This is a genomic window from Corynebacterium sp. ZY180755 (genome assembly GCF_054331495.1).
Window position 1 is genome coordinate 2,258,769 of sequence record NZ_CM135811.1, and the last position, 18,551, is coordinate 2,277,319.

An 18,551-nucleotide genomic window follows, 5' to 3' on the forward strand; every position below is an offset into this window, starting at 1 on the left:
CGCTAAACACAAAATCAAGGTCTGAAAAGTAGACCCTCTAAAACCCTGTGGATAACCCAAACCGGAAGTAAAACTTATCCACAGGCTATGGTGGCGGCAAATTCCTGAGGGTTACTGAGGCTCACGTTTTTGAACTCTGCCTGCGGAAACGTGCTGCGGTGTTCTTCGCCAGCTAGGACGAGCATGCGTGAGCTTAGCTTTCGCGCCTCCTCGCGTACGTCGAGGCCCAGATTTGATTCCAGCGCCGATTGCATGGATTTCTTCTGGCCTTTGAGCAGGAAGCTCGGCATGAATTTGAGTGCTGTGAGTTGGGCGTGCGTTTGCTTTTCGTCCACGTACACTTCCGGTGCGGATACGATGAGGCGGCGCACGCGAGAAGGGTTTCGGTCCGTGAGCTTAATGGCTATGGCTGCGCCGGTGCTGTGGCCCACGATGTCCACGTGGCGGATCTCGTGTTTGTCTAGGTACTTCTCGTATTCGCGGACCGCGTCATCGAAGGACAGCCCCGTGGTGTTGATGAGTTTAGGTGGGGAGCCCGCGGGCAGGTTTTGCACGACGCTTATGAGGGCGTCGGGGTTGTGCCCAAGTGGCTGGATGAGCAACAAGGGGGTCATGAGTTTTCTTCGTGCAGCGGGCGCAGGGTGTCTAGTTCATCTACTAGGGCATCAACGGCAGGCTTCCAGTCACCTTGCTGGTCGAACAGGGCGCGCTGGCGCTCGTAGGATGGGCCGCGGTCAATGATCTCGTGGATGAGTTGGAGCTCATCAAAGCAGTTGTATTCCCGCGCGATGTCTTCTAGTTTGTCGATCCATGCGACCAGCTCGTCGCGGACGTAGTATTCGTCGGTTTCGCGGCTGGTGATGATGAGGGCATCCATGCCGTAGCGGGCGGCGCGCCATTTGTTTTCCGCCAGGTGCCATGGTTGCAGTGACGGTAGTTCCTCGCCGCGCTCGTACATGCGATCAAAGTAAATGACCAAGCAGTGGGTCAGTGCGACCAGCGCGGAGAGTTCACGCAGGTTGCTGATGGAGTCCGCGATGCGGACTTCGATGGTGCCCCACTTGCCGGCGGGGCGGATGTCGAAGTGCATGCTGCCGGTGTGGTTGATCACGCCGGAGCGGTCTTGATCGTGCATGTAGCGTTCCCACTCGGCCCACGATGAGAACTGATACGGCAGGCCGGCGGTGGGCAACTGCTGATACAGCATGGTGCGGTTGGAGGCGTAGCCGGTGTCCACGCCGTCCCAGCCGGGGGAGCTCGCGGTGAGGGCGAGCATATGCGGGTACATGGTTAAAAGGGCGTTGATGATGGGCCATACTCGCTCTTTGTCGGAGACTCCCACGTGCACGTGAATGCCCCAGATGAGCATCTGGTTGCCCCAGTATTGTGTTCGAGAAATGATCTCGTTGTAGTGGCCTTTGGCACTGACGGGCTGCTTGCGGTAGTCCGAGAATGGGTGGGAGCCGGCGCCCCAGATCTTCTTGCCTTTTTCGGCGGCGGCTTCCTGCACGGCGTTGATTGCCCGCGTTAAGTAGCGCACAGCTTCCGGAGTGTCGTGGCACACGGGAGTCACCATCTCCACGGTGTTGGCAAGGAACTCTCGCTCAAGGTGGATGTCTGGATGTGCGGCGGCGACCATGTCCACGATCTCACCGGCTAACGGAACAAGGTCACGGGTCTCGGGATCTAGGATGGCTACTTCCCACTCCACGCCGAGGGTTGGCGCGGGGGAGGCGTTGAAGGGCTGCGCGGCGGGTTGAGCGTCACGCGCGGGTGCGGCTGGCTTGTTAAGCTCGGCGTTTGTACCGCCCGATGGCTGCTGTTTCATGGCGTAGAGGGCCCTTCGTGAGAAAAAGACTGCCGGTGGTGTGCTACTAGCAAACTCTAATGCGGCAGTCTTTGTGCTGCGAATCTTTTGTGTAGTTAGATTCAGTTGATCTGAGTCTCGCCGGCTAGGACCAGCACGATGGTGTTGGCGTCGCGGGTTTCTTCTGGCAGGTTGTCTACGCGGGCAACGGCAATGCCGCCCACGGAGTCAGCTAGCTTGCGCGCGGCTTGCTCAGCGCCTGCGGTGTCCGGCGTGAAGTAGACGGTGTTTTCTGGAACTACGCCCTCAGCGTAGTTGCCCACCTCACCCAAGTCGTAGCCACGGCCCTTGAGTTGGTCAGCTACGTCTTTGGCTAGGCCTGGGACCATGGAGTTGTTGAGCACGTGTACGCGTGGTTGTGGTGCGGGCTGGTTCCCACCAGCTGGCGCGGGCGCCGGTGCGGATGCTGGCGCTGGTGCGTCGGCAGGCGCGGGGGCAGATGATGGCCCGGCCTCCGGCGCTGGGGAACCCTCAGGTGCCGGGGCGGAGGAAACTGGCTGCGCTGGGGCGGAAGCAACCGGTTGTGCTGGTGGCTGTTGTGGTTGCAACGTGGAGCTGGAGTTGATTGCACCGTTGTCGTCGTCGCGGGTCATGGCGTAGATGCCCCAGCCTGCGAGCAGGACAGCTACGGCAATGAGGATCATGGCCATGCCTCGCAGTGGCAGGCCGTCGGCAGTGGAATTCTGATCAGTCACAAAAGTTGATTCTAGTCACAGGCGCAACAGTTGGACATCATTTTGGTTCTCCGTGTCGCTACCGCCCGGCGCGGCGGTGCTCGCGTTCGTCGCGTTTGCGACGAAGCCGTGCGGTCAGCAACGGGAAAGCCTCCATCATTTCTGGGGTGTCGATGGCAACGTTGAGGCGCTGGTAGTAGCGGATGGGCGTGAGCCCCAGCCGCTGTTTGATGGCATCTTCCTTGGCGCCGAGCGAGCGCGGCGCGCGGGACTCGAAGGTGAGGAGATCGCGATCGGTGGGGGCGTCGGAAAGCTGCCCTCCGAGGCCATGTTCGATTCCTGATGTTTCACCCTGATCGTGTTGCATGCCTACACTGTATTGCATGACTGTTCGTCCTATTGTTATTCACGGTGATCCGGTGCTCCACAACCCTACGGAGCCTGTTACGGAGCCGGTAAGCGAGCTCAAAGAGCTCATCGCTGACATGTACGAGACCATGGACGTGGCCCACGGGGTTGGCCTGGCCGCAAACCAGGTAGGTGTGGCTAAGCGCCTATTCGTATATAACTGCCCTGATATTGAAGGGGAAGACGGCGGGTTGCTGCCGGAGGATCAGCAGCGCTACCGCCGCGGCTGCGTGATCAACCCTGTGTTGGAGACCTCTGAGATCCCGAAGACCATGCCCCATGATGACGGGTCGGATGATGAGGGCTGCCTGTCAGTTCCGGGCGAGGGCTTCCCTACTGGCCGCGCGTACTGGGCCAAGGTCACGGGCCTCGATGAAAACGGTGAGCCAGTAGAGGTGGAAGGATACGGATTCTTTGCCCGCTGCCTGCAGCACGAGGTAGGCCACCTGGACGGTTTCGTGTACACGGACGTCCTCACCGGCCGCTACAAGCGCGCAGCTAAGAAGGCTATCAAGGCCAACGGTTGGACCGAGGCCGGCAACACCTGGATGCCGGGCGTGGACCCGGATCCATTCGGCCACGATGATCTTGAGGAAGACCAGATCTAAAATGTCCTACATTTTCCGCTCAGACAAGGTTGTGCCCGGCGAGCGCGTCGTGCTGCGCAGGCTTATCGACGGCCTCAAGTCCGACATCATCGGTCACGTCGAGTCCGTCAGCGAGGATGGCATCGCCATCCGCCCGCAGGAAGTGGGCGGCTTCCCGTCCTCGCTTGAGTCGGTATTTGTCCCCCAGGACGAGATCAAGATTGTCAAGAAACTCTCCCCACGCCGGGTCCTCAACTCAGAGATCCGCAACTTGGAGACCGCCTACTCCAAGGCGTTCCCCGGCATCGAGCACACCTGGTGTGGCCAGTGGCTGTTGCGCGCCGGCGACGGCATCACGGAGCGCTCCAACTCCGCGGCCCCGCTGGGCCGCTCCGCGCTGTTTAGCCCGCCGCCTATCGACGACATCAAGGCGTTCTACGCGCGCCACGGTCTCCCCGCCAAGATCCTGATCCCAGAGCGCATTGGCAAGCCCGCCGAGCAGCTCGCGCTCGCGCAAGGCTGGGAGCTGGGGCCAGAAATCATCGTGATGACCAAGAACCTTGAACCCTCTACCCCGCAGCTGCCAGAGGGGCTGGAGTTTTCTATTGAGGATCAGCCCGATGATGAGTGGCTGGCCATGTACCACTTCCGCGGCGAACCGTTGCCGCAGCACGCGCTCAACCTGCTGCGTGAGAAGATTGACGGCGAAATGGGCTTTGGCAAGATCGTGCACCCTTCCGCCGGCACCATCGCCATCACTCGCGCCACCATCACCGAGGTGGGCGACGTCAAGTACCTGGGCTACTCCGCGGTGGAAGTGGCCCCTGAGTTCCGCCGCCAAGGTTTGGGCACCGCACTGGGTGAGTTCATCATGAGCGACGGCCAGAAAAAGGGTGCTGACATCGCTTACTTACAAGTCATTGCCACCAACGCTGCAGGCATTGGGCTGTATCGCAAGCTCGGGTTCTACGAGCACCACCGGCACCGTTACGCAACGATAACAACTTAAGCCCATACCTATTTTTCTGAATGCTCAGTTGTTAGCCTAAAGCCATGAGCACAAGGTTTACGCCGCAGGATGAGTCACTGACTGGCCTAGATCTGCATCCCGCGCCATTCATGAACCGCTTTCTAGCGTATTTTATTGAGTCCCTCTGCTTGGGCCTCGTATCTAGTGCGATTGTTTACATTGCACTCTTAGTGGTGCAAGGAACCCTTGCCCCAGAACAAGACCTCCTCAACGGCGAAGGACCTTATCGCGCGGCTGCGGAAGCCACGCTTTTGTCAATTCTGTGGCTGTGGATGCGCGTTCACTACGAGATGCGCGGCAAGGCCACATTTGGCAAAAGCATCTGCAAGATCAGGCCTCATTATCTGGGCACGGGGCCTAGCCTTTCGCGGGTGCTTGTTCGCAACATATGGCTGGTCGCGGATCTACTAACCTTAGCGTACGCATGGATACGGGGGGTTTACGGTGACTGGGGACCGATGGAATCCGATGTCTCGGTACCGTGGCTCCTTCTCGTGGCTTTCACCTGCCTGTTTAATAAGCGCAGCCGGAGTCTCGCAGACAGGTGGGCGGTAGTGGAGTTCGTTCGGACATAACCGGTAGTATCGGATGCTATGCGCATCGTGAATTGGAACGTAAACTCAGTCCGCACTCGAATAGACCGTGTGACTGAGTTTTTGTTACGCCACGATGTCGATGTTCTAGCCGTCCAGGAAACCAAGTGCAAAGACGATCAATTCCCATACGAGCGCTTCGAGGACATGGGGTATAAGGTGGCCCATTTCGGCCTAAACCAGTGGAATGGAGTGGCAATCATCTCCCGCGTGGGGCTAGAGGACGTTCACACCCACTTCCCCAACCAGCCAGGTTTCAACAAGGATCCCCTCAAGGAGCAGTCCATAGAAGCACGCGCCATCGGTGCCCTCTGTGGAGGTGTGCGCGTGTGGAGCCTGTACGTCCCTAACGGCCGCGAAATCGCGGACCCACACTATGACTACAAGTTGCGCTGGCTACATTCCTTGGCAAACTACGTAGAAACCAGTAAGGATGAGAAGCTCGTCCTCCTGGGTGACTACAACATTGCGCCCAAGGATGAGCACGTGTGGGACATCCGCGCCTTCGACGGCAAGACCCACGTGACCGAACCAGAACGCCAGGCGTTCGAGCAGCTCTTGGAGTCCGGTTTGCAGGTAAGCTCCCCGCTGGAGGGATTCAGTTATTGGGATTATCAGGCTGGTCGATTCCAGAGAGGCCAAGGCATGCTCATTGATTTCCAGCTCTCCCGCGGACTCGAGGTGGACAACACCTTTATTGATGTAGACGAGCGCGCAGGCAAGGGAGCCTCTGATCACGCACCGGTGGTAGTGGACTATGCACCTGTCGCTTGATGTCAGCAACTGGCAGCTGATTGGCCTGCTACTTGACTACACCATCAAGATCATTGCCATCGGCTTCGTGCCGGAGGGACGCCGCCCGAGCTCCTCTACAGCATGGCTACTCGCCATTCTGCTCCTGCCGTACCTTGGCCTACCACTATTCCTGCTCATGGGCAGCCCTTACATCAATAGGCGCCGCCACCAAGTGCAGAAGGAAGCAAACCAGGCCATCACGGACGTCCACGAGCACGAACCCGATTACCCGCCGGGAGTGCTTTGCGACAATGAGATCCAATCCATCATCAAACTCAACCGCAAGCTCACCCACATGCCGGCGGTGGGTGCACTCAACCTGGGTCTGCATACGGAGTATGACAACATCATCCGGCGCATGGCGGAGGCCGTTGACCAAGCACAGGAGTACGTCCACGTTGAGATTTACGTACTGGCGTGGGACAACACCACAGACGTCTTCTTCCGCGCGCTGGAGAACGCGGTAAAGCGTGGCGTGAAGGTCAGAATCCTTTTCGATCACCTCGGCTCATGGCGCTACCCCGGCTACTTCTCCTTGGGCAAGCGCCTTGACAAAATCGGCGTGCACTGGGAACTCATGCTCCCCATTCAGCCGTGGAAGTGGCGTTTCCGCCGCCCAGATCTGCGCAACCACCGCAAGATGGTCATCATCGACGGCGAGCGCGGATTCATGGGCAGCATGAACATGATCGACTCCTCCTACCTCAGGCGCGCAAACCGCCGTGCAGGTAGGCACTGGGTAGATTCCATGGTCGAGCTGTCCGGGCCGATCATCGCCTCCATGAACATGGTCTTTGCGGTGGACTGGTACTTGGAAACCGAAGAACTCCTGCCCATCGATGATGACGCTCACGTGCCGGAGATTCCGGATTCCCGCCACACCGCGGTCAACATGGTTCAGCTGGTCCCATCCGGCCCCGGATACCAGACCGCGCCTAACCTGCGCATGTTTAACTCACTCATCCACCACGCTAAGCATCGGCTGGTGATGTGCTCCCCGTACTTCATTCCGGATGAATCCATGCTAGAGGCGGTCACCTCAGCCGCATACCGCGGAGTGGAAGTAGAGCTCTACGTGAGTGAAAAGGGCGACCAGTTCATGGTCCACCACGCCCAGTCCTCCTACTACCAGGCCCTATTGGAAGCTGGTGTGCGCATCTACCGCTACAAGCAGCCGTACGTGCTACACACCAAGTTCTTGCTTGCAGACCCTAGCGTTGAGGACGAAGCCCTAGGCGTGATCGGTTCCTCCAACATGGACATGCGCAGCTTTGGCCTGAACTATGAGATCTCCCTGCTGATTGCCCACGGCAACATCATTGATCAACTTAACGTTTTAACCAGTGAATACAAAGAAAACTGCACTGAGCTCACCCTGGAAGAGTGGAACCAGCGCAGTTGGGGTCGCAGGTACGTGGATAACGTTATGAGGCTGACTTCTGCGCTGCAGTAACGGCGCCGAAGGCCAAAAGTGAGCAGACGACCATGGCAATCGCCATCGAGCGTGCAGCGTTGTCCCCCAAGCCCACAATCGGCGCGATGGCTCCCGCGAGCATGAACTGAGTAAATCCCAGCAGCGCCGTGCCAGCACCGGCACGCTTACGAACAATACCGGTAGCAAGTGCTGTGGAGTTGCCCAGAATCATGGAGGTTGGGGCAACGCACAGGAACAGCAGTGGCAGGACTACCCACAGGTTAAAGGCCACAGCAGTGGACACCAAGAGCAGGGCGGATGAAACAACCACGGTCAGCACGGCCGCCCGGAGGATAGTAAACGGCGGGAACTTGTTGAGCAGGCGGTTGTTGAGCATGCCGCCGAACATCAGGCCCAAGGCGTTGATGGCAAAGATCATGGAGTACTGGTGCACGCTCAGACCAAACTGATCCTGGATGACAAAGGCAGACGCGGAAATGTAGGAGAACAGTGAGCCAAAGCCAAAGGCCACGCCCAGTCCAAAGAAGACAAAGGCCGGGAACTTCAACGCGTACGTGTAACCGGCAAGGGTGTTGCGGACGGAGGAATCCTCCCGCAACTGCTTGGGGCGGGTTTCCGGAATGAACACCAGTGCTACCACTAGCTGCACAACGGCAATACCGGTGAGCACCCAGAAGATTCCGCGCCAACCCACAGGCTCCGCAAGTATTCCACCAAGAACCGGCGCAGCCACCGGGGCTACGGACTGGATCACCATCATCAGGGTGTAGGCCTTAGCAGCTTTCGCACCAGCTGCTAGGTCTGGGATGATGGAACGAGCCACGGCCACACAGGCACCAAAGCCCAGCCCCTGCAGGACGCGGGAGAGGATGAGGATCTCAATAGTGGGCGATAGTGCTGAGACCACGGTGCCCGCCGCGGAGATGACTGCGCCCGCAACGAGTATTGGTTTACGCCCTAGCACGTCGGACATGGCGCCGCCGATGAGCTGGCCCAAAGCCAAGCCAAACACCACGGTGGTCAGTGTCAGCTGCACCATGGAGCTGGTAGTAGACAGCTCCTCCGTGATCTGTGGGAAGGCCGGAATGTACATGTCGATTGCAAACGGCCCAGACGCACTCAGCAGCGCTAGACCGCACAATAATTGCAGTGGTATCTGGTTATTCTTGGTCACAATCTCAACCGCCCTTAGTATTAAAAACAAACTTGACTACCATAACGCATGGAGGAAAGGAGGCGGGTTTTGTCCTACACAACGTCAAAGACGCCGTCTCTGGACCCTAATCAGTTCACGCGCCATCATGAATTAGGGGGCGTGGGCACCGCCCAGTTGCGTAATGAGGACCTAGAGGCCACAGATGCGCTCACCAGGCTCGGCGCTACGGTGGTGTGGTTATCCATCTTGGCGTCAGTGGGCGTCGTGGCCCTGGGCCTTCATATCCTGATGGAATCCTTGGTAGCCATCTTCCACGACACCGATATCCTAGCCACAGCTAGCTTGGGTACCGCATTCTTCGCCGGAATGGTTGCCACCCTCCTGCTGCAGTCCTCCACCATGGTCTCCGTCGTGCTTGTCACGAGCGTGGGCACGGGCACACTGCCCGTTGATGTGGCGCTGATGGCAATTTTTGGTGCAAACTTGGCAACCACCGCAACCCCGTTAGTATTCTCCTTTGTTTTTGCGAGGCAACGCGAGCATTTCCTGAGGGCAATGCGGGTTTCGTGGATGCACGTATGGTTTAACGCCTTGGGCATCATCACCATGGCACCCATTGAGCTGATGTTTCATCCGCTGCGCAATATCGCGCTGCAGCTCACCCAGCCGCTGCCTCGCATTGACAGTGTTGTGACCCCTCAGCTGTGGTCCGCATTCGACATATTCGCCCGAGAGAACCCCGAGACCGCCGCGATCACGGCATGTGCAGGTGCAGCCATAGCCGGCGCGGGAATGCACTTGGTTGCATGGAGAGTGCGGGTCCTGACTGGCGGAACCGGCTTCCCCATCCTTGAGCGCTCCGGTGGCTTAAAGGATGCCATTGGCATTGGCGTCGGCGCGGTGGGCACGATGGCCGCGGGGGCGTCATCGATTCTGGTGTCCGCTGTTGCCGCCATCACCAGCACACGGGGCATGGCCACGTCCTCCGCACTGCCGCTGATTTTGGGCGCGAATATCGGAACCACGCTCACGAGTATTGTGACGGCGATGAGCATGCAGGGTCAGATGGGAGTCATCTCCCTGCAGGTGGCCATCGTGCACGTGCTCTTCAACCTGACGGGCACGTTGCTGGTACTGCTGATCAGCCCGCTGCGCAGGCTGATTATAAAAATGGCCAGCTGGACCGCAAGTGTGTCTACTCGCAGTATGATCGTGGCGATCATCAGCATGGTGATGATCTTTGCCGCGATCCCAGCTGGCCTTATGGTGTTGTAATTAGGCGTCGCGCTTGTTCAGCACCACCACGCCGAGGATGAAGATGACGAGGGCCCACGCAAGGAAGTAGAGGCCCGAACCTTGGTAGCCCCACGGCGCATCCTGGATATCCTGGCGGGAGACAAAGGCCATCAAGTTGCTCATTGGGCCGAATTCCCGGAAGTGGTGGCCAATCTTAGGAATCAGCGCGAGCAGTCCCTCCAGCGCCGTGTACCACACCAGCATGATGGAGATGACGCCAGCAGTTTGGCGCAGCAGCCACGCAATACCCTGAGAAAAGAGGGTGAGCATGACGGCGGCAGCGGGCATCAGCCACATAAACTCCTTAGCTACTGGGTTGCCCCACACATCCAGCGTGGCGGATGCAAGGTCCGAGGCAGTCAGCTTGGCTACGTAGTAGCACGCCAGCGTAACGATGGCAGTCAGTACCGCAACGTACGCGGAGTACAGGCCAGCCTTGGCCACTGCTACCGTGGTGCGGTGTGGGGTGGCTATAAAAGTGGCGGACTGCACGTTAAAGCGGTACTCGCTCGTGACCACCATGACGGCCTGAATGATGACCACGTAGAAGCCCAGGCCTGAGATACCCAGGAGGGCGGAGTCCGCCGTCAGCAGCGGAATACCCATCTCGGACTCAGTGACCATCCAGCCTGCGATAGCGGCCATGCCCAGCGCAAAGAACACGTACAGCACGGTGGTCCACAGGAAGGCCTTGGTGGTGACCAGTTTGGTCCATTCTGATTTCACGGTGTTCATTACTTCTCGCCTTCCTTGCGGACGTCGTCAACGCGGTACTGGACAGAGTCGCTCGTCATCTCCATGAACGCTTCCTCCAAGGAGGCGCGGCGCTGCTGGAGCTCGGAAACCATGATTCCGCCAGTGAAGGCGAGCTCACCCACCTGGTCAGTGGAAAGGTTTGGCACCGTCAGCGTTGGTCGGTCTTCCTCGTCCACGCCAGCGGTGGCCTCGAAGCCCTGCTTCTGGAGCAGTTGCGCCAGCTTCTCATTGTCCGCGGAGCGCACCACAACGGACCCAGCGGAGTGATCCTTAATGAAATCGTAGGTGGAGCAGTTGGCTACCAAGCGCCCTCGGCCGATGACCACGAGTTCATCGGCCGTCTGGCTCATCTCACTCAGGAGGTGGGAGCTGACCAAGACAGTGCGGCCCTCGGCCGCCAGCGCGCGCAGGAAGTCGCGCACCCAGCGGATGCCCTCTGGGTCAAGGCCGTTGACGGGCTCATCAAGGATGAGCACCTCCGGGTCGCCCAGCAGGGCGGCCGCGAGGCCAAGGCGCTGGGACATGCCAAGGGAAAAGCCTCCGGCTTTCTTCTTGGCGACGTCGGAAAGCCCCACCGTGTTCAGGACCTCCCCCACGCGCGAGGTTGGAATGCCGTTGGACTGCGCGAGCCACTTCAGGTGATTCGCTGCAGAGCGGTTAGGGTGAACGGCCTTGGCATCAATCAGGGCACCCACCTTGGTCAATGGGTTCTTGATCTCCTTGTACCGCTGGCCATCAATGGTGGCCTCACCGCTCGTTGGGGTGTCCAGGCCCAAAATCATTCGCATGGTGGTGGACTTACCCGCACCGTTAGGGCCGAGGAATCCAGTAACGATGCCGGGCTTGACGGAAAAACTCAGATCATCCACTGCCCGCACATCGCCATACTGCTTGGTTAAACCGCGCACTTCAATCATGCCTAACAGTCTGGCATATCCAAGCGACAAGGACTATCGGAGTTGATTAATGTTCGCTCTCAGCATCGGCCACACCCGCGCGAATGCGGGCAGGAGATCCAACTCCGCCACCTCATCGATGGCAACCCACTTCAGCTCCTCAGATTCCTCATTGGGCTGGGTCCCAAGCTTGTGGGTCGCGGTGGCAATCACCGTGGTGTAAGTCCAACCACCTGCGAGTTCAGGGCGATCGGGATCAGCCTCGAACGGCCCAGCGGTCACAATCTCTGATCTGTACGTCACCTGCTCACGGCTGATGCCAGTCTCCTCATGCGCCTCGCGAGTGGCGGCCTCGAAGGCTGTTTCGTGAGCCTCCCGCGCACCACCGGGCAGCGCCCATGTGTCACCTTGCGCAGTCCACACCGCCCGATGCTGCATGAGCACGTGGCCTTCCGCCACCAGCAGCAGGCCAGCTGCGCCAAAGCGGCCCCACAGCTTGACACCGTTGGGACCTGCGGCCCAGCCCTCACTTCGCGGGGAATCTAACGCTTTGTCACCAACCATGAGCCCAAGCTTAAGTAAAAGTATTTCGCGCTGCACATTTTTCTCGCTTGCGCCATGTGCATCCACTATTCTTAAGTGTCAGTGCCCGATTCTCCGATTGTTCTAAGGACGCCATGAGTCATACACCTTCCCCAGCAGTCATGCTGGATGATGACTGGCTTGACCAAGAGCCGCAATCGGAGCAGCAAAAGAAGCTTTCCGGCCTATGGTATGAATTCATGCACCAGCCATTTACATGGCTGAGGCACCTAGTCACATTCCTGCGCTCCACCCCAGGCAAAATGACAAGCCTGGTCATCGTGGTATCCCTATCAATCTTGGCCGCGGGCTTGTCCATGTCCCAGAGCTCAGCAGAACGACGCGCAGATCTGGACTCACTGATCAGCAACACCGAACCCGTCTCCCACACCGCACACAACTTATACACGTCACTATCCCTAGCTGACACCTCCGCCACCGTGGGTTTCGTGCGTTCCGGCAGCGCCGTGGAATCAGCACGTGAGAGCTACAACCACAACGTACAAGAAGCCGCTCGGTCTGCGGCCCTGACCAGCTCAGGCCTAGAGTCTGACGCCGCCATGGATTATCTGGTCACCATCAACCAGTTGCTGCCTGTCTACACCGGCCTCGTGGATACCGCGTGGTCTAACAACCGCCAGGGCAACCCCGTGGGCGCGGCCTACATGTCTGAGGCAAACGCGCTCATGCGCCTGCAAATCCTGCCCGCGGCCAACGAGCTGTACCGGCTCACCAGTGAAGATGTGACAAACTCCCAAAACCGGTTGGCTACTCCGCAGTGGGTGCCCATCTCAGGATTGTTTGCCGCTCTCATCTTCTTGGTCTTAGCCCAAGTCTGGCTGGCGCGCACCACACATCGCCGCCTGAATCGGGGCTTTTTGGCCGCCACCGTTTTCATGGCCATCGCCACCGTCTGGGTGACCATGGCCAGCATCATCACGTGGCAAGCCGGCTCACACGCATTCGAGGAAGCTGCGCGCCCACTGGAAAAAGTAACCAGCGCCCGCATCATGGCGCAGCAAGCCCGCACCAATGAAACGCTGGCTCTTGTGCTTCGCCAGGCCCAAGATTCCAGTCAAACCACGTTCCCCTCGGCGCAGGTAGCGGTACGCGACGCTCTGATCGCATTTGAAGAATCCGTACTAGCGGATGACAACACCAATCGGGAGAACGTGGTTGAGGCCCGCACCGCCATGGATCAGTGGACGCGCAGCCACGATAGGCTGCTCGATGAACTAGGCGCCGGCAACTACGAACGCGCCGTTGAACTGGCGCTGGGAGAAGACGGCGAACAGACGCAGTACGCGGTACTTGATAACGAGCTAGCATCCTTGGCCTCCCAGGCCCGCGAGACGCTACGCAGCTACATGGGACAAGGTGCCGCGGCATCCCAGTTCGTCAACATCGCGGTACTCGTGCTCTCACTGCTCGCCGTACTGGCGGTGTGGATTGGCATCAGGCCACGATTGCAGGAGTACCTATGATCAAGAAAATCACCGCCGCGATCCTAAGCTCATGCCTGCTCGTCTCCTGCGCAGATTCCAAGAACTTTGACGGAGCATCAGACGAATTCAGCGTCGTCCGCCCACTGCCCGAAGGTGTGGAACTGGAAAAAGCCGGCTCCAAAGAGCCCCAGTCCGTGTTGACCACCAACCTGTTGGGATCACTTCGCCCAGATGAGCGAACGCCTAAAGAACGCGTACCAGAGATCTACCGCCGTGGCCGTCTCATCGTGGGTGTAGACCAATCCCAGAACCTGCTTTCCTTCCGCGACCCCGCCTCCGGCGAAATTGAGGGGTTGGAAGTAGACATCGCGCATGAGATCGCACGAGACATCTTTGGCGATCCCAACAAGATCGAGTTCCGCTTCATCAACTCCGCCAACTGGATTGACGCATTAGAATCCAAGCAGATTGACATCGCACTACGCGCCATCTCCGTCACCCGAGGGCGCCAAGACCAAGTTTTCTTCTCCACCCCTTACCTGACGGCCAACACCAGAATGTTGGTAGAACGCGGCGGTGAGGTATCTTCGCTGGAGGATCTGAAAGACAAAACGGCCTGCGTTTCCAGCGCATCCACCGGCCTACAGCGATTGCGCGAGATGGCACCAGATACGGATATCCTGATTGCCAACTCCGCCGCTGACTGCCTCATCATGCTGCAACAATACGACGCCGATGCCGTCATCTCAGATGACACCATCTTGTCTGGCATGGCCACGCAAGACCCCATGACTGAGGTGGTGGGCGAATCACTGGGTAAGGAAAGTTACGGCATTGCCATTGCAAAACCTGGCCAGCGTCACAACACTAGCGGGCTGATCCGCCAGGTCAATTCCACGCTGGAGCGCATCTTCCGCGACGGTAAGTGGAATTCGATGTACTCGAAGTGGTTCAGCGAATTCCTGCCGTACCAGCAACCACCGGCCACCAACTACCGAGCGGAGGACTCCGATGACGAACGATGATAAAGATCTCACCGCCGCAACGGAAGCTTCTGCCGCGTTCTTGGATGAAGATCACGAAGAAGGAAATCCCGGCACCCAGGCGGTGATGTTCAATCCCTTCGAGGATGACGATGACGAACCGGAGATGGATCTCAATGATCCCCAGTTTGCGGATCTGATCAAAGAACTCGATCGCCTGCCCTACTACCCCGGCGGGACGGCTCGCAACGTCCACGCTAAGGAGCCGGTAGAAGACAATGAGCCGATGGCAACGTCGGCAGTCCACTACGATCCTTTCGCCGACGAGGACATGGCCACCTCCGCCGTGCCCTTCGATCCCTTTGCCGAAGATGAGGAAGGCACCGCAGCCGTGCCCTTCGACCCCTTCGCCGATGAGGACGAAAATCAAGACGAGGAGAAAGAAGACGTAGGCGCCCGCGCCCGCAACGAGGCCATCTCCACGTTCCGCAAACGCCGCACCCATGAGCGCCAATCACGCCCAGTGGCCAACGGCATGGTCAGCCTGCCATTTATCCCCATCCCATCTTCAGGCCTCCCGCTCAAAGATCCCGCTGAGTCCAAGGCCGAACCTCCCGCCCTACAACCGGGCGATATGGTGGCAGACCAGTATGAGATCGCCGGCGTGATCGCCCACGGCGGCATGGGATGGATCTACGTGGCGCATGACCGCAACGTTTCCGGACGCACCGTCGTGCTCAAAGGCATGATGGACAAGGGCAACGAGCACGACTACGGCGCCGCAGTGGCCGAACGCGAATTCCTCGCCGACATCACCCACCCAGGCATTGTAAAAAGCTACAACTTCATCGATGACCCCCGCGTCAAAGGCGGGCTCATCGTCATGGAATACGCACCCGGGCCTTCCCTCCGAGAGCTGAAGAAGCAACAAGAAGGCGGCCTGTTCAGCATCGATATCGCCATCGGCTACATCCTCGAAGTACTCCCAGCGCTGAACTACTTGCACGCCCGTGGCGTGGTGTACAACGACCTGAAGCCGGATAACATCATCGCCACCGAAGACCAGGTCAAGCTCATTGACTTGGGCGCGGTATCCGGCATTGGCGCCTACGGTTTTATTTACGGCACCAAGGGCTTCCAAGCACCAGAAGTATCCAAGGTAGGACCAACGGTAGCCAGTGACATCTACACGGTGGGCCGTACCCTCGCCGCTTTGACGGTGAACCTCCCCATTGAAAACGGCGCCTATGCACCAGGCCTTCCCGGGCCGGGCGAGGAACCACTGTTTGCCCAGTACCTGTCCTACTACCGCGTGCTACGAAGGGCGACGGAGCCGGATCCCGCCGACCGATTCTCATCCATCCATGAGCTAGAAACCCAGCTCTACGGCGTGCTACGCGAGTTTCTGGCAGTGCGTGACGCCAAGCAGTTCCCCGCGCAACACTCACTGTTCTCCCCGCAGCGCTCCACTTTTGGCACCAAGCACGTCGTCTTCCGCACGGATCAGCTTATCGACGGCATCGAACGCAGCGTGCGCATCACCGCACCCGAGATCGTTGCCGCGCTTCCCATCCCACTGCTGGATCGAGATGACCCCGGCGCGATCATGATCTCCGGATCTTCGTACTCCGAGCCATCTGAAGCACTGGAAACTATGCGCCATGCCATGACGCAGGAGGAGTTCCACACCTCTAAAGAAATCCCCTTGGGCGTTGTGCGTTCCCTGCTGGATCTTGGATTCACGGCTGAGGCCCGCAGCTGGCTGGCAGGCCTCGAGCCACGTATGGGCTCCGACTGGCGCTTTCGCTGGTACTCCGGCATCACCTCATTGTTGCTAGAGGACTATCCCGGCGCCCAGTATGACTTCAACGAGGTGTTCTCTATCCTGCCAGGTGAGTCCGCGCCTAAGCTGGCACGCGCAGCGGTATCAGAAATGCTCCTCCAGCAACAAGGCTTGCAGGACACCCCCCTGCTGGACGCAGATCTAGTGGCGGCAGCATACAACCTGAAGGGCGAGCTCGTGGAGTCCATGGCCGGGATGTGGAACCAGCTCACCCAATCCCCCGTGGCACTGCGCTTTAAAGCGATATACATGTATTCACTGGTGTGGACGACCAACCCCACCACAGTCTCCTCCGCCTTTGGCTTAGCTCGCCAGCTGATGGCGGAGCGCCACGTGGAACTAGCAATCAAAGCCCTCGACCGCGTTCCTCAGTCCTCGCGCCACCATCGCATGGCGCAGCTGACCGCCATCCTCCACTTGATTGCGGGTGAGCTGTCAGAGTCTCGCGTTCGGCGCGCCGCTAGGCGGCTGGATGAGATCCCTACCAATGACCCGCGCTTCTTGCAGATCCGCATCGCGGTCTTGAACGCTGGCCTCACATGGCTTCGGGACTCAGGTCTTGAACAAGCCGCCAGCCCGAACGAGCTCTTCGAGTATCCGTTCAGCCAAGACGGCCTACGTACAGGCCTGTACGAAACCCTGCGGTTGCTGGCGCGTGCCACAACCAATGCGCAGCACCGCTACCAGCTGGTGGATATGGCAAACAAAGTTCGCCCGACCACATGGTTCTAAGTGTTCGCTTTTTGAAAAGGCGACAAAAAACTAAACTTTGAGCGCTAATCTGACTTTTTTTAAAGAAAAAAGCGCTCAAAGTTTAGAATCTTGTCCCTGCCCAGGCTCACCCCGTAAAAACACTCACCATTGCGTGAACCTAGATGTTGTTATTTAGTCCCCGCGAGTTCCTATACCTCTTCTCGTTACCTTCCCGTCGGCACTAAAGGGCACAGTAAAGCCCCGTGCGTTTTGCACGGGGCTTAAGCCATGAAGCTACTTAATACCGTTGGCCTTATCAGCAAGCTGCTTGGCGTAACGGGCGATAGCAAGCTCCTCGTTGGTTGGAACGACAAATACCTTCACCTTGGAATCGTCCGTCGAGATCTCACGAGGGCCATCATTTGGTGCAGCGTTGCGATCCGGATCAATCTTGATGCCATACATCTCCAGATTAGCCATGGCATCCTCACGCACGAAGCTTGCATTCTCACCAACACCTGCGGTGAAGGTGATGGCATCCACATTGCCCAACGCGATCATGTAGGAGCCTAGGAAGCGGCGCAGCTGGTGAATGTAGATGTTGTACGCACTCCATGCATCTTGATCACCGTTGTCCGTCATCTCGCGCAGTTGGCGGAAGTCATTCACACCAGCGATGCCCTTCACACCAGAACGCTTGTTCAGGAGGTTATCAATCTCATCGATGCTCATACCCGCGTTGCGGTAGAGGTGGAAGATGATGCCAGGATCGATGTCACCACATCGGGTACCCATTGCAAGACCAGCCAGCGGGGTCATACCCATGGTGGTGTCTACTGGGCGCCCCTTGCGAATTGCCGCTGCGGATGCGCCGTTACCTAGGTGCAGGGTGATCTGGTTGACCTCGTTTGGCTTCTTACCTAGAAGTGCTGGAACCTGCTGGGATACGTACTCGTGAGAGGTGCCGTGGAAACCGTATCGGCGAATACCGTTCTTCAGCGCAGTCTCACTCTCGATGGCGTACAGCGCAGCAGCTGGTGGCATTGCTTGGAAGAAACCGGTGTCGAACACCGCAACGTGTGGGATGTCTGGCAACAGCTCGCGAGCTACCTCAATACCGGAGATGTTGGCCGGGTTGTGCAGTGGCGCCAGTGGAATCAGGTCGCGCATCCACTCAACAACCTCGTCAGTGATGATCTCTGGCTTGGAGAACACCTGTCCGCCGTGAACTGTACGGTGGCCAACGGCGTAGAGGTCAACGTCCTTTGGCCCACAGCCATGCTCAGCCATCAGGCGGAAGGATAGATCCAAGCCCACTGAGTGGTTAGGGATTTCAGCCTCAATCTTGTGCTTTTCACCATTGTGCTTGAGGGTAATGGTGCCGGATTCCTCACCAATCTGTTCCACCAAGCCCTCTACAAACGGATCATCCGTTGCCTCCTGGGTTGGATCAACAAGCTGGAACTTAATAGAGGAAGAACCTGAATTCAGAACGAGAATCAATGACATTGT

18 protein-coding genes are annotated in these 18,551 nt (G+C 58.5%); 9 read left to right on the top strand and 9 right to left on the bottom strand.

The genetic code is table 11. The features are described from left to right. Window positions 1–74 precede the first annotated feature (74 nt). From ACXM2N_RS10345 to ACXM2N_RS10360, 4 genes are all read right to left on the bottom strand, one after another. The gene (locus ACXM2N_RS10345; protein ID WP_458488423.1) at window positions 75–614 is read right to left on the bottom strand and encodes an alpha/beta fold hydrolase; all 540 of its coding nucleotides are present in this window, start codon (window positions 612–614) and stop codon (window positions 75–77) included. Then, window positions 611–1,828: a glutamate--cysteine ligase gene (locus tag ACXM2N_RS10350; RefSeq protein WP_458488425.1), complete on the bottom strand. Its 1,218-nt coding sequence runs from the start codon at window positions 1,826–1,828 to the stop codon at window positions 611–613. Before ACXM2N_RS10350 ends, ACXM2N_RS10345 begins: the two co-directional genes overlap by 4 nt. Window positions 1,829–1,929: 101 nt before the next feature. Then, window positions 1,930–2,562 carry a LytR C-terminal domain-containing protein gene (locus tag ACXM2N_RS10355; protein WP_458488427.1) on the bottom strand — a complete coding sequence of 211 codons (633 nt, stop codon included), beginning with the start codon at window positions 2,560–2,562 and terminating at the stop codon, window positions 1,930–1,932. Window positions 2,563–2,620: 58 nt separating this feature from the next. Then, on the bottom strand, window positions 2,621–2,908 hold the full coding sequence (locus tag ACXM2N_RS10360) for a DUF3263 domain-containing protein (protein WP_458491136.1): 288 nt from the start codon (window positions 2,906–2,908) through the stop codon (window positions 2,621–2,623). Between the two features lie 16 nt (window positions 2,909–2,924). On the opposite strand from ACXM2N_RS10360, the gene ACXM2N_RS10365 reads away from it, so the two are divergent. From ACXM2N_RS10365 to cls, 5 genes are read left to right on the top strand one after another with little or no spacing between them, the layout of a single operon-like run. Next, window positions 2,925–3,557, top strand: a complete 633-nt coding sequence (locus ACXM2N_RS10365; protein ID WP_458488429.1) for a peptide deformylase — start codon at window positions 2,925–2,927, stop codon at window positions 3,555–3,557. 1 nt (window position 3,558) lies between these two features. Further along, window positions 3,559–4,545, top strand: coding sequence for an N-acetylglutamate synthase, CG3035 family (locus ACXM2N_RS10370; RefSeq protein ID WP_458488431.1), 987 nt, complete (start codon window positions 3,559–3,561; stop codon window positions 4,543–4,545). Between the two features lie 44 nt (window positions 4,546–4,589). Continuing rightward, window positions 4,590–5,141: an RDD family protein gene (locus tag ACXM2N_RS10375; protein WP_458488433.1), complete on the top strand. Its 552-nt coding sequence runs from the start codon at window positions 4,590–4,592 to the stop codon at window positions 5,139–5,141. An 18-nt stretch (window positions 5,142–5,159) separates the two neighbouring features. Next, window positions 5,160–5,933 (top strand): exodeoxyribonuclease III, encoded by a 774-nt coding sequence (locus tag ACXM2N_RS10380; protein WP_458488435.1) that lies wholly within the window; start codon window positions 5,160–5,162, stop codon window positions 5,931–5,933. Further along, the gene (cls, locus tag ACXM2N_RS10385; RefSeq protein ID WP_458488437.1) at window positions 5,917–7,407 is read left to right on the top strand and encodes a cardiolipin synthase; all 1,491 of its coding nucleotides are present in this window, start codon (window positions 5,917–5,919) and stop codon (window positions 7,405–7,407) included. The genes ACXM2N_RS10380 and cls overlap by 17 nt, the downstream gene beginning before the upstream one ends. Here cls and ACXM2N_RS10390 read toward each other — a convergent pair. After that, window positions 7,379–8,563 (bottom strand): multidrug effflux MFS transporter, encoded by a 1,185-nt coding sequence (locus tag ACXM2N_RS10390; RefSeq protein ID WP_458488439.1) that lies wholly within the window; start codon window positions 8,561–8,563, stop codon window positions 7,379–7,381. The genes cls and ACXM2N_RS10390 overlap by 29 nt on opposite strands. A gap of 69 nt (window positions 8,564–8,632) precedes the next feature. Here ACXM2N_RS10390 and ACXM2N_RS10395 point away from each other — a divergent pair, with 69 nt between their 5' ends. Then, entirely contained in the window at window positions 8,633–9,820 is a 1,188-nt protein-coding gene (locus tag ACXM2N_RS10395) for a hypothetical protein (protein ID WP_458488441.1), read from the top strand. On the opposite strand, the gene ACXM2N_RS10400 is transcribed toward ACXM2N_RS10395, so the two are convergent. The 3 genes from ACXM2N_RS10400 to ACXM2N_RS10410 are packed head-to-tail and all read right to left on the bottom strand — an operon-like array spanning window position 9,821 to window position 12,057. Beyond that, complete coding sequence (locus ACXM2N_RS10400; protein ID WP_458488443.1) at window positions 9,821–10,576, bottom strand: multidrug ABC transporter permease; 756 nt, start codon at window positions 10,574–10,576, stop codon at window positions 9,821–9,823. It lies immediately after the preceding gene. Further along, window positions 10,576–11,514 (bottom strand): ABC transporter ATP-binding protein, encoded by a 939-nt coding sequence (locus tag ACXM2N_RS10405; RefSeq protein WP_458488445.1) that lies wholly within the window; start codon window positions 11,512–11,514, stop codon window positions 10,576–10,578. Before ACXM2N_RS10405 ends, ACXM2N_RS10400 begins: the two co-directional genes overlap by 1 nt. 33 nt (window positions 11,515–11,547) lie before the next feature. Beyond that, window positions 11,548–12,057, bottom strand: coding sequence for an NUDIX domain-containing protein (locus ACXM2N_RS10410; protein ID WP_458488447.1), 510 nt, complete (start codon window positions 12,055–12,057; stop codon window positions 11,548–11,550). A gap of 113 nt (window positions 12,058–12,170) precedes the next feature. On the opposite strand from ACXM2N_RS10410, the gene ACXM2N_RS10415 reads away from it, so the two are divergent. From ACXM2N_RS10415 to ACXM2N_RS10425, 3 genes are all read left to right on the top strand, one after another. Further along, a complete protein-coding gene (locus ACXM2N_RS10415) occupies window positions 12,171–13,559 on the top strand; it encodes a phenol hydroxylase (RefSeq protein WP_458488449.1) in 1,389 nt (462 codons plus the stop codon). Continuing rightward, complete coding sequence (locus tag ACXM2N_RS10420) at window positions 13,556–14,545, top strand: glutamate ABC transporter substrate-binding protein (protein ID WP_458488451.1); 990 nt, start codon at window positions 13,556–13,558, stop codon at window positions 14,543–14,545. The genes ACXM2N_RS10415 and ACXM2N_RS10420 overlap by 4 nt, the downstream gene beginning before the upstream one ends. 289 nt (window positions 14,546–14,834) lie before the next feature. Continuing rightward, the gene (locus tag ACXM2N_RS10425) at window positions 14,835–17,078 is read left to right on the top strand and encodes a tetratricopeptide repeat protein (RefSeq protein WP_458491138.1); all 2,244 of its coding nucleotides are present in this window, start codon (window positions 14,835–14,837) and stop codon (window positions 17,076–17,078) included. A gap of 255 nt (window positions 17,079–17,333) precedes the next feature. Here the strand turns inward: ACXM2N_RS10425 and ACXM2N_RS10430 are convergent, their stop codons facing one another. Further along, window positions 17,334–18,548, bottom strand: a complete 1,215-nt coding sequence (locus ACXM2N_RS10430) for an acetate kinase (RefSeq protein WP_458488453.1) — start codon at window positions 18,546–18,548, stop codon at window positions 17,334–17,336. Between the last annotated feature and the right edge of the window lie 3 nt (window positions 18,549–18,551).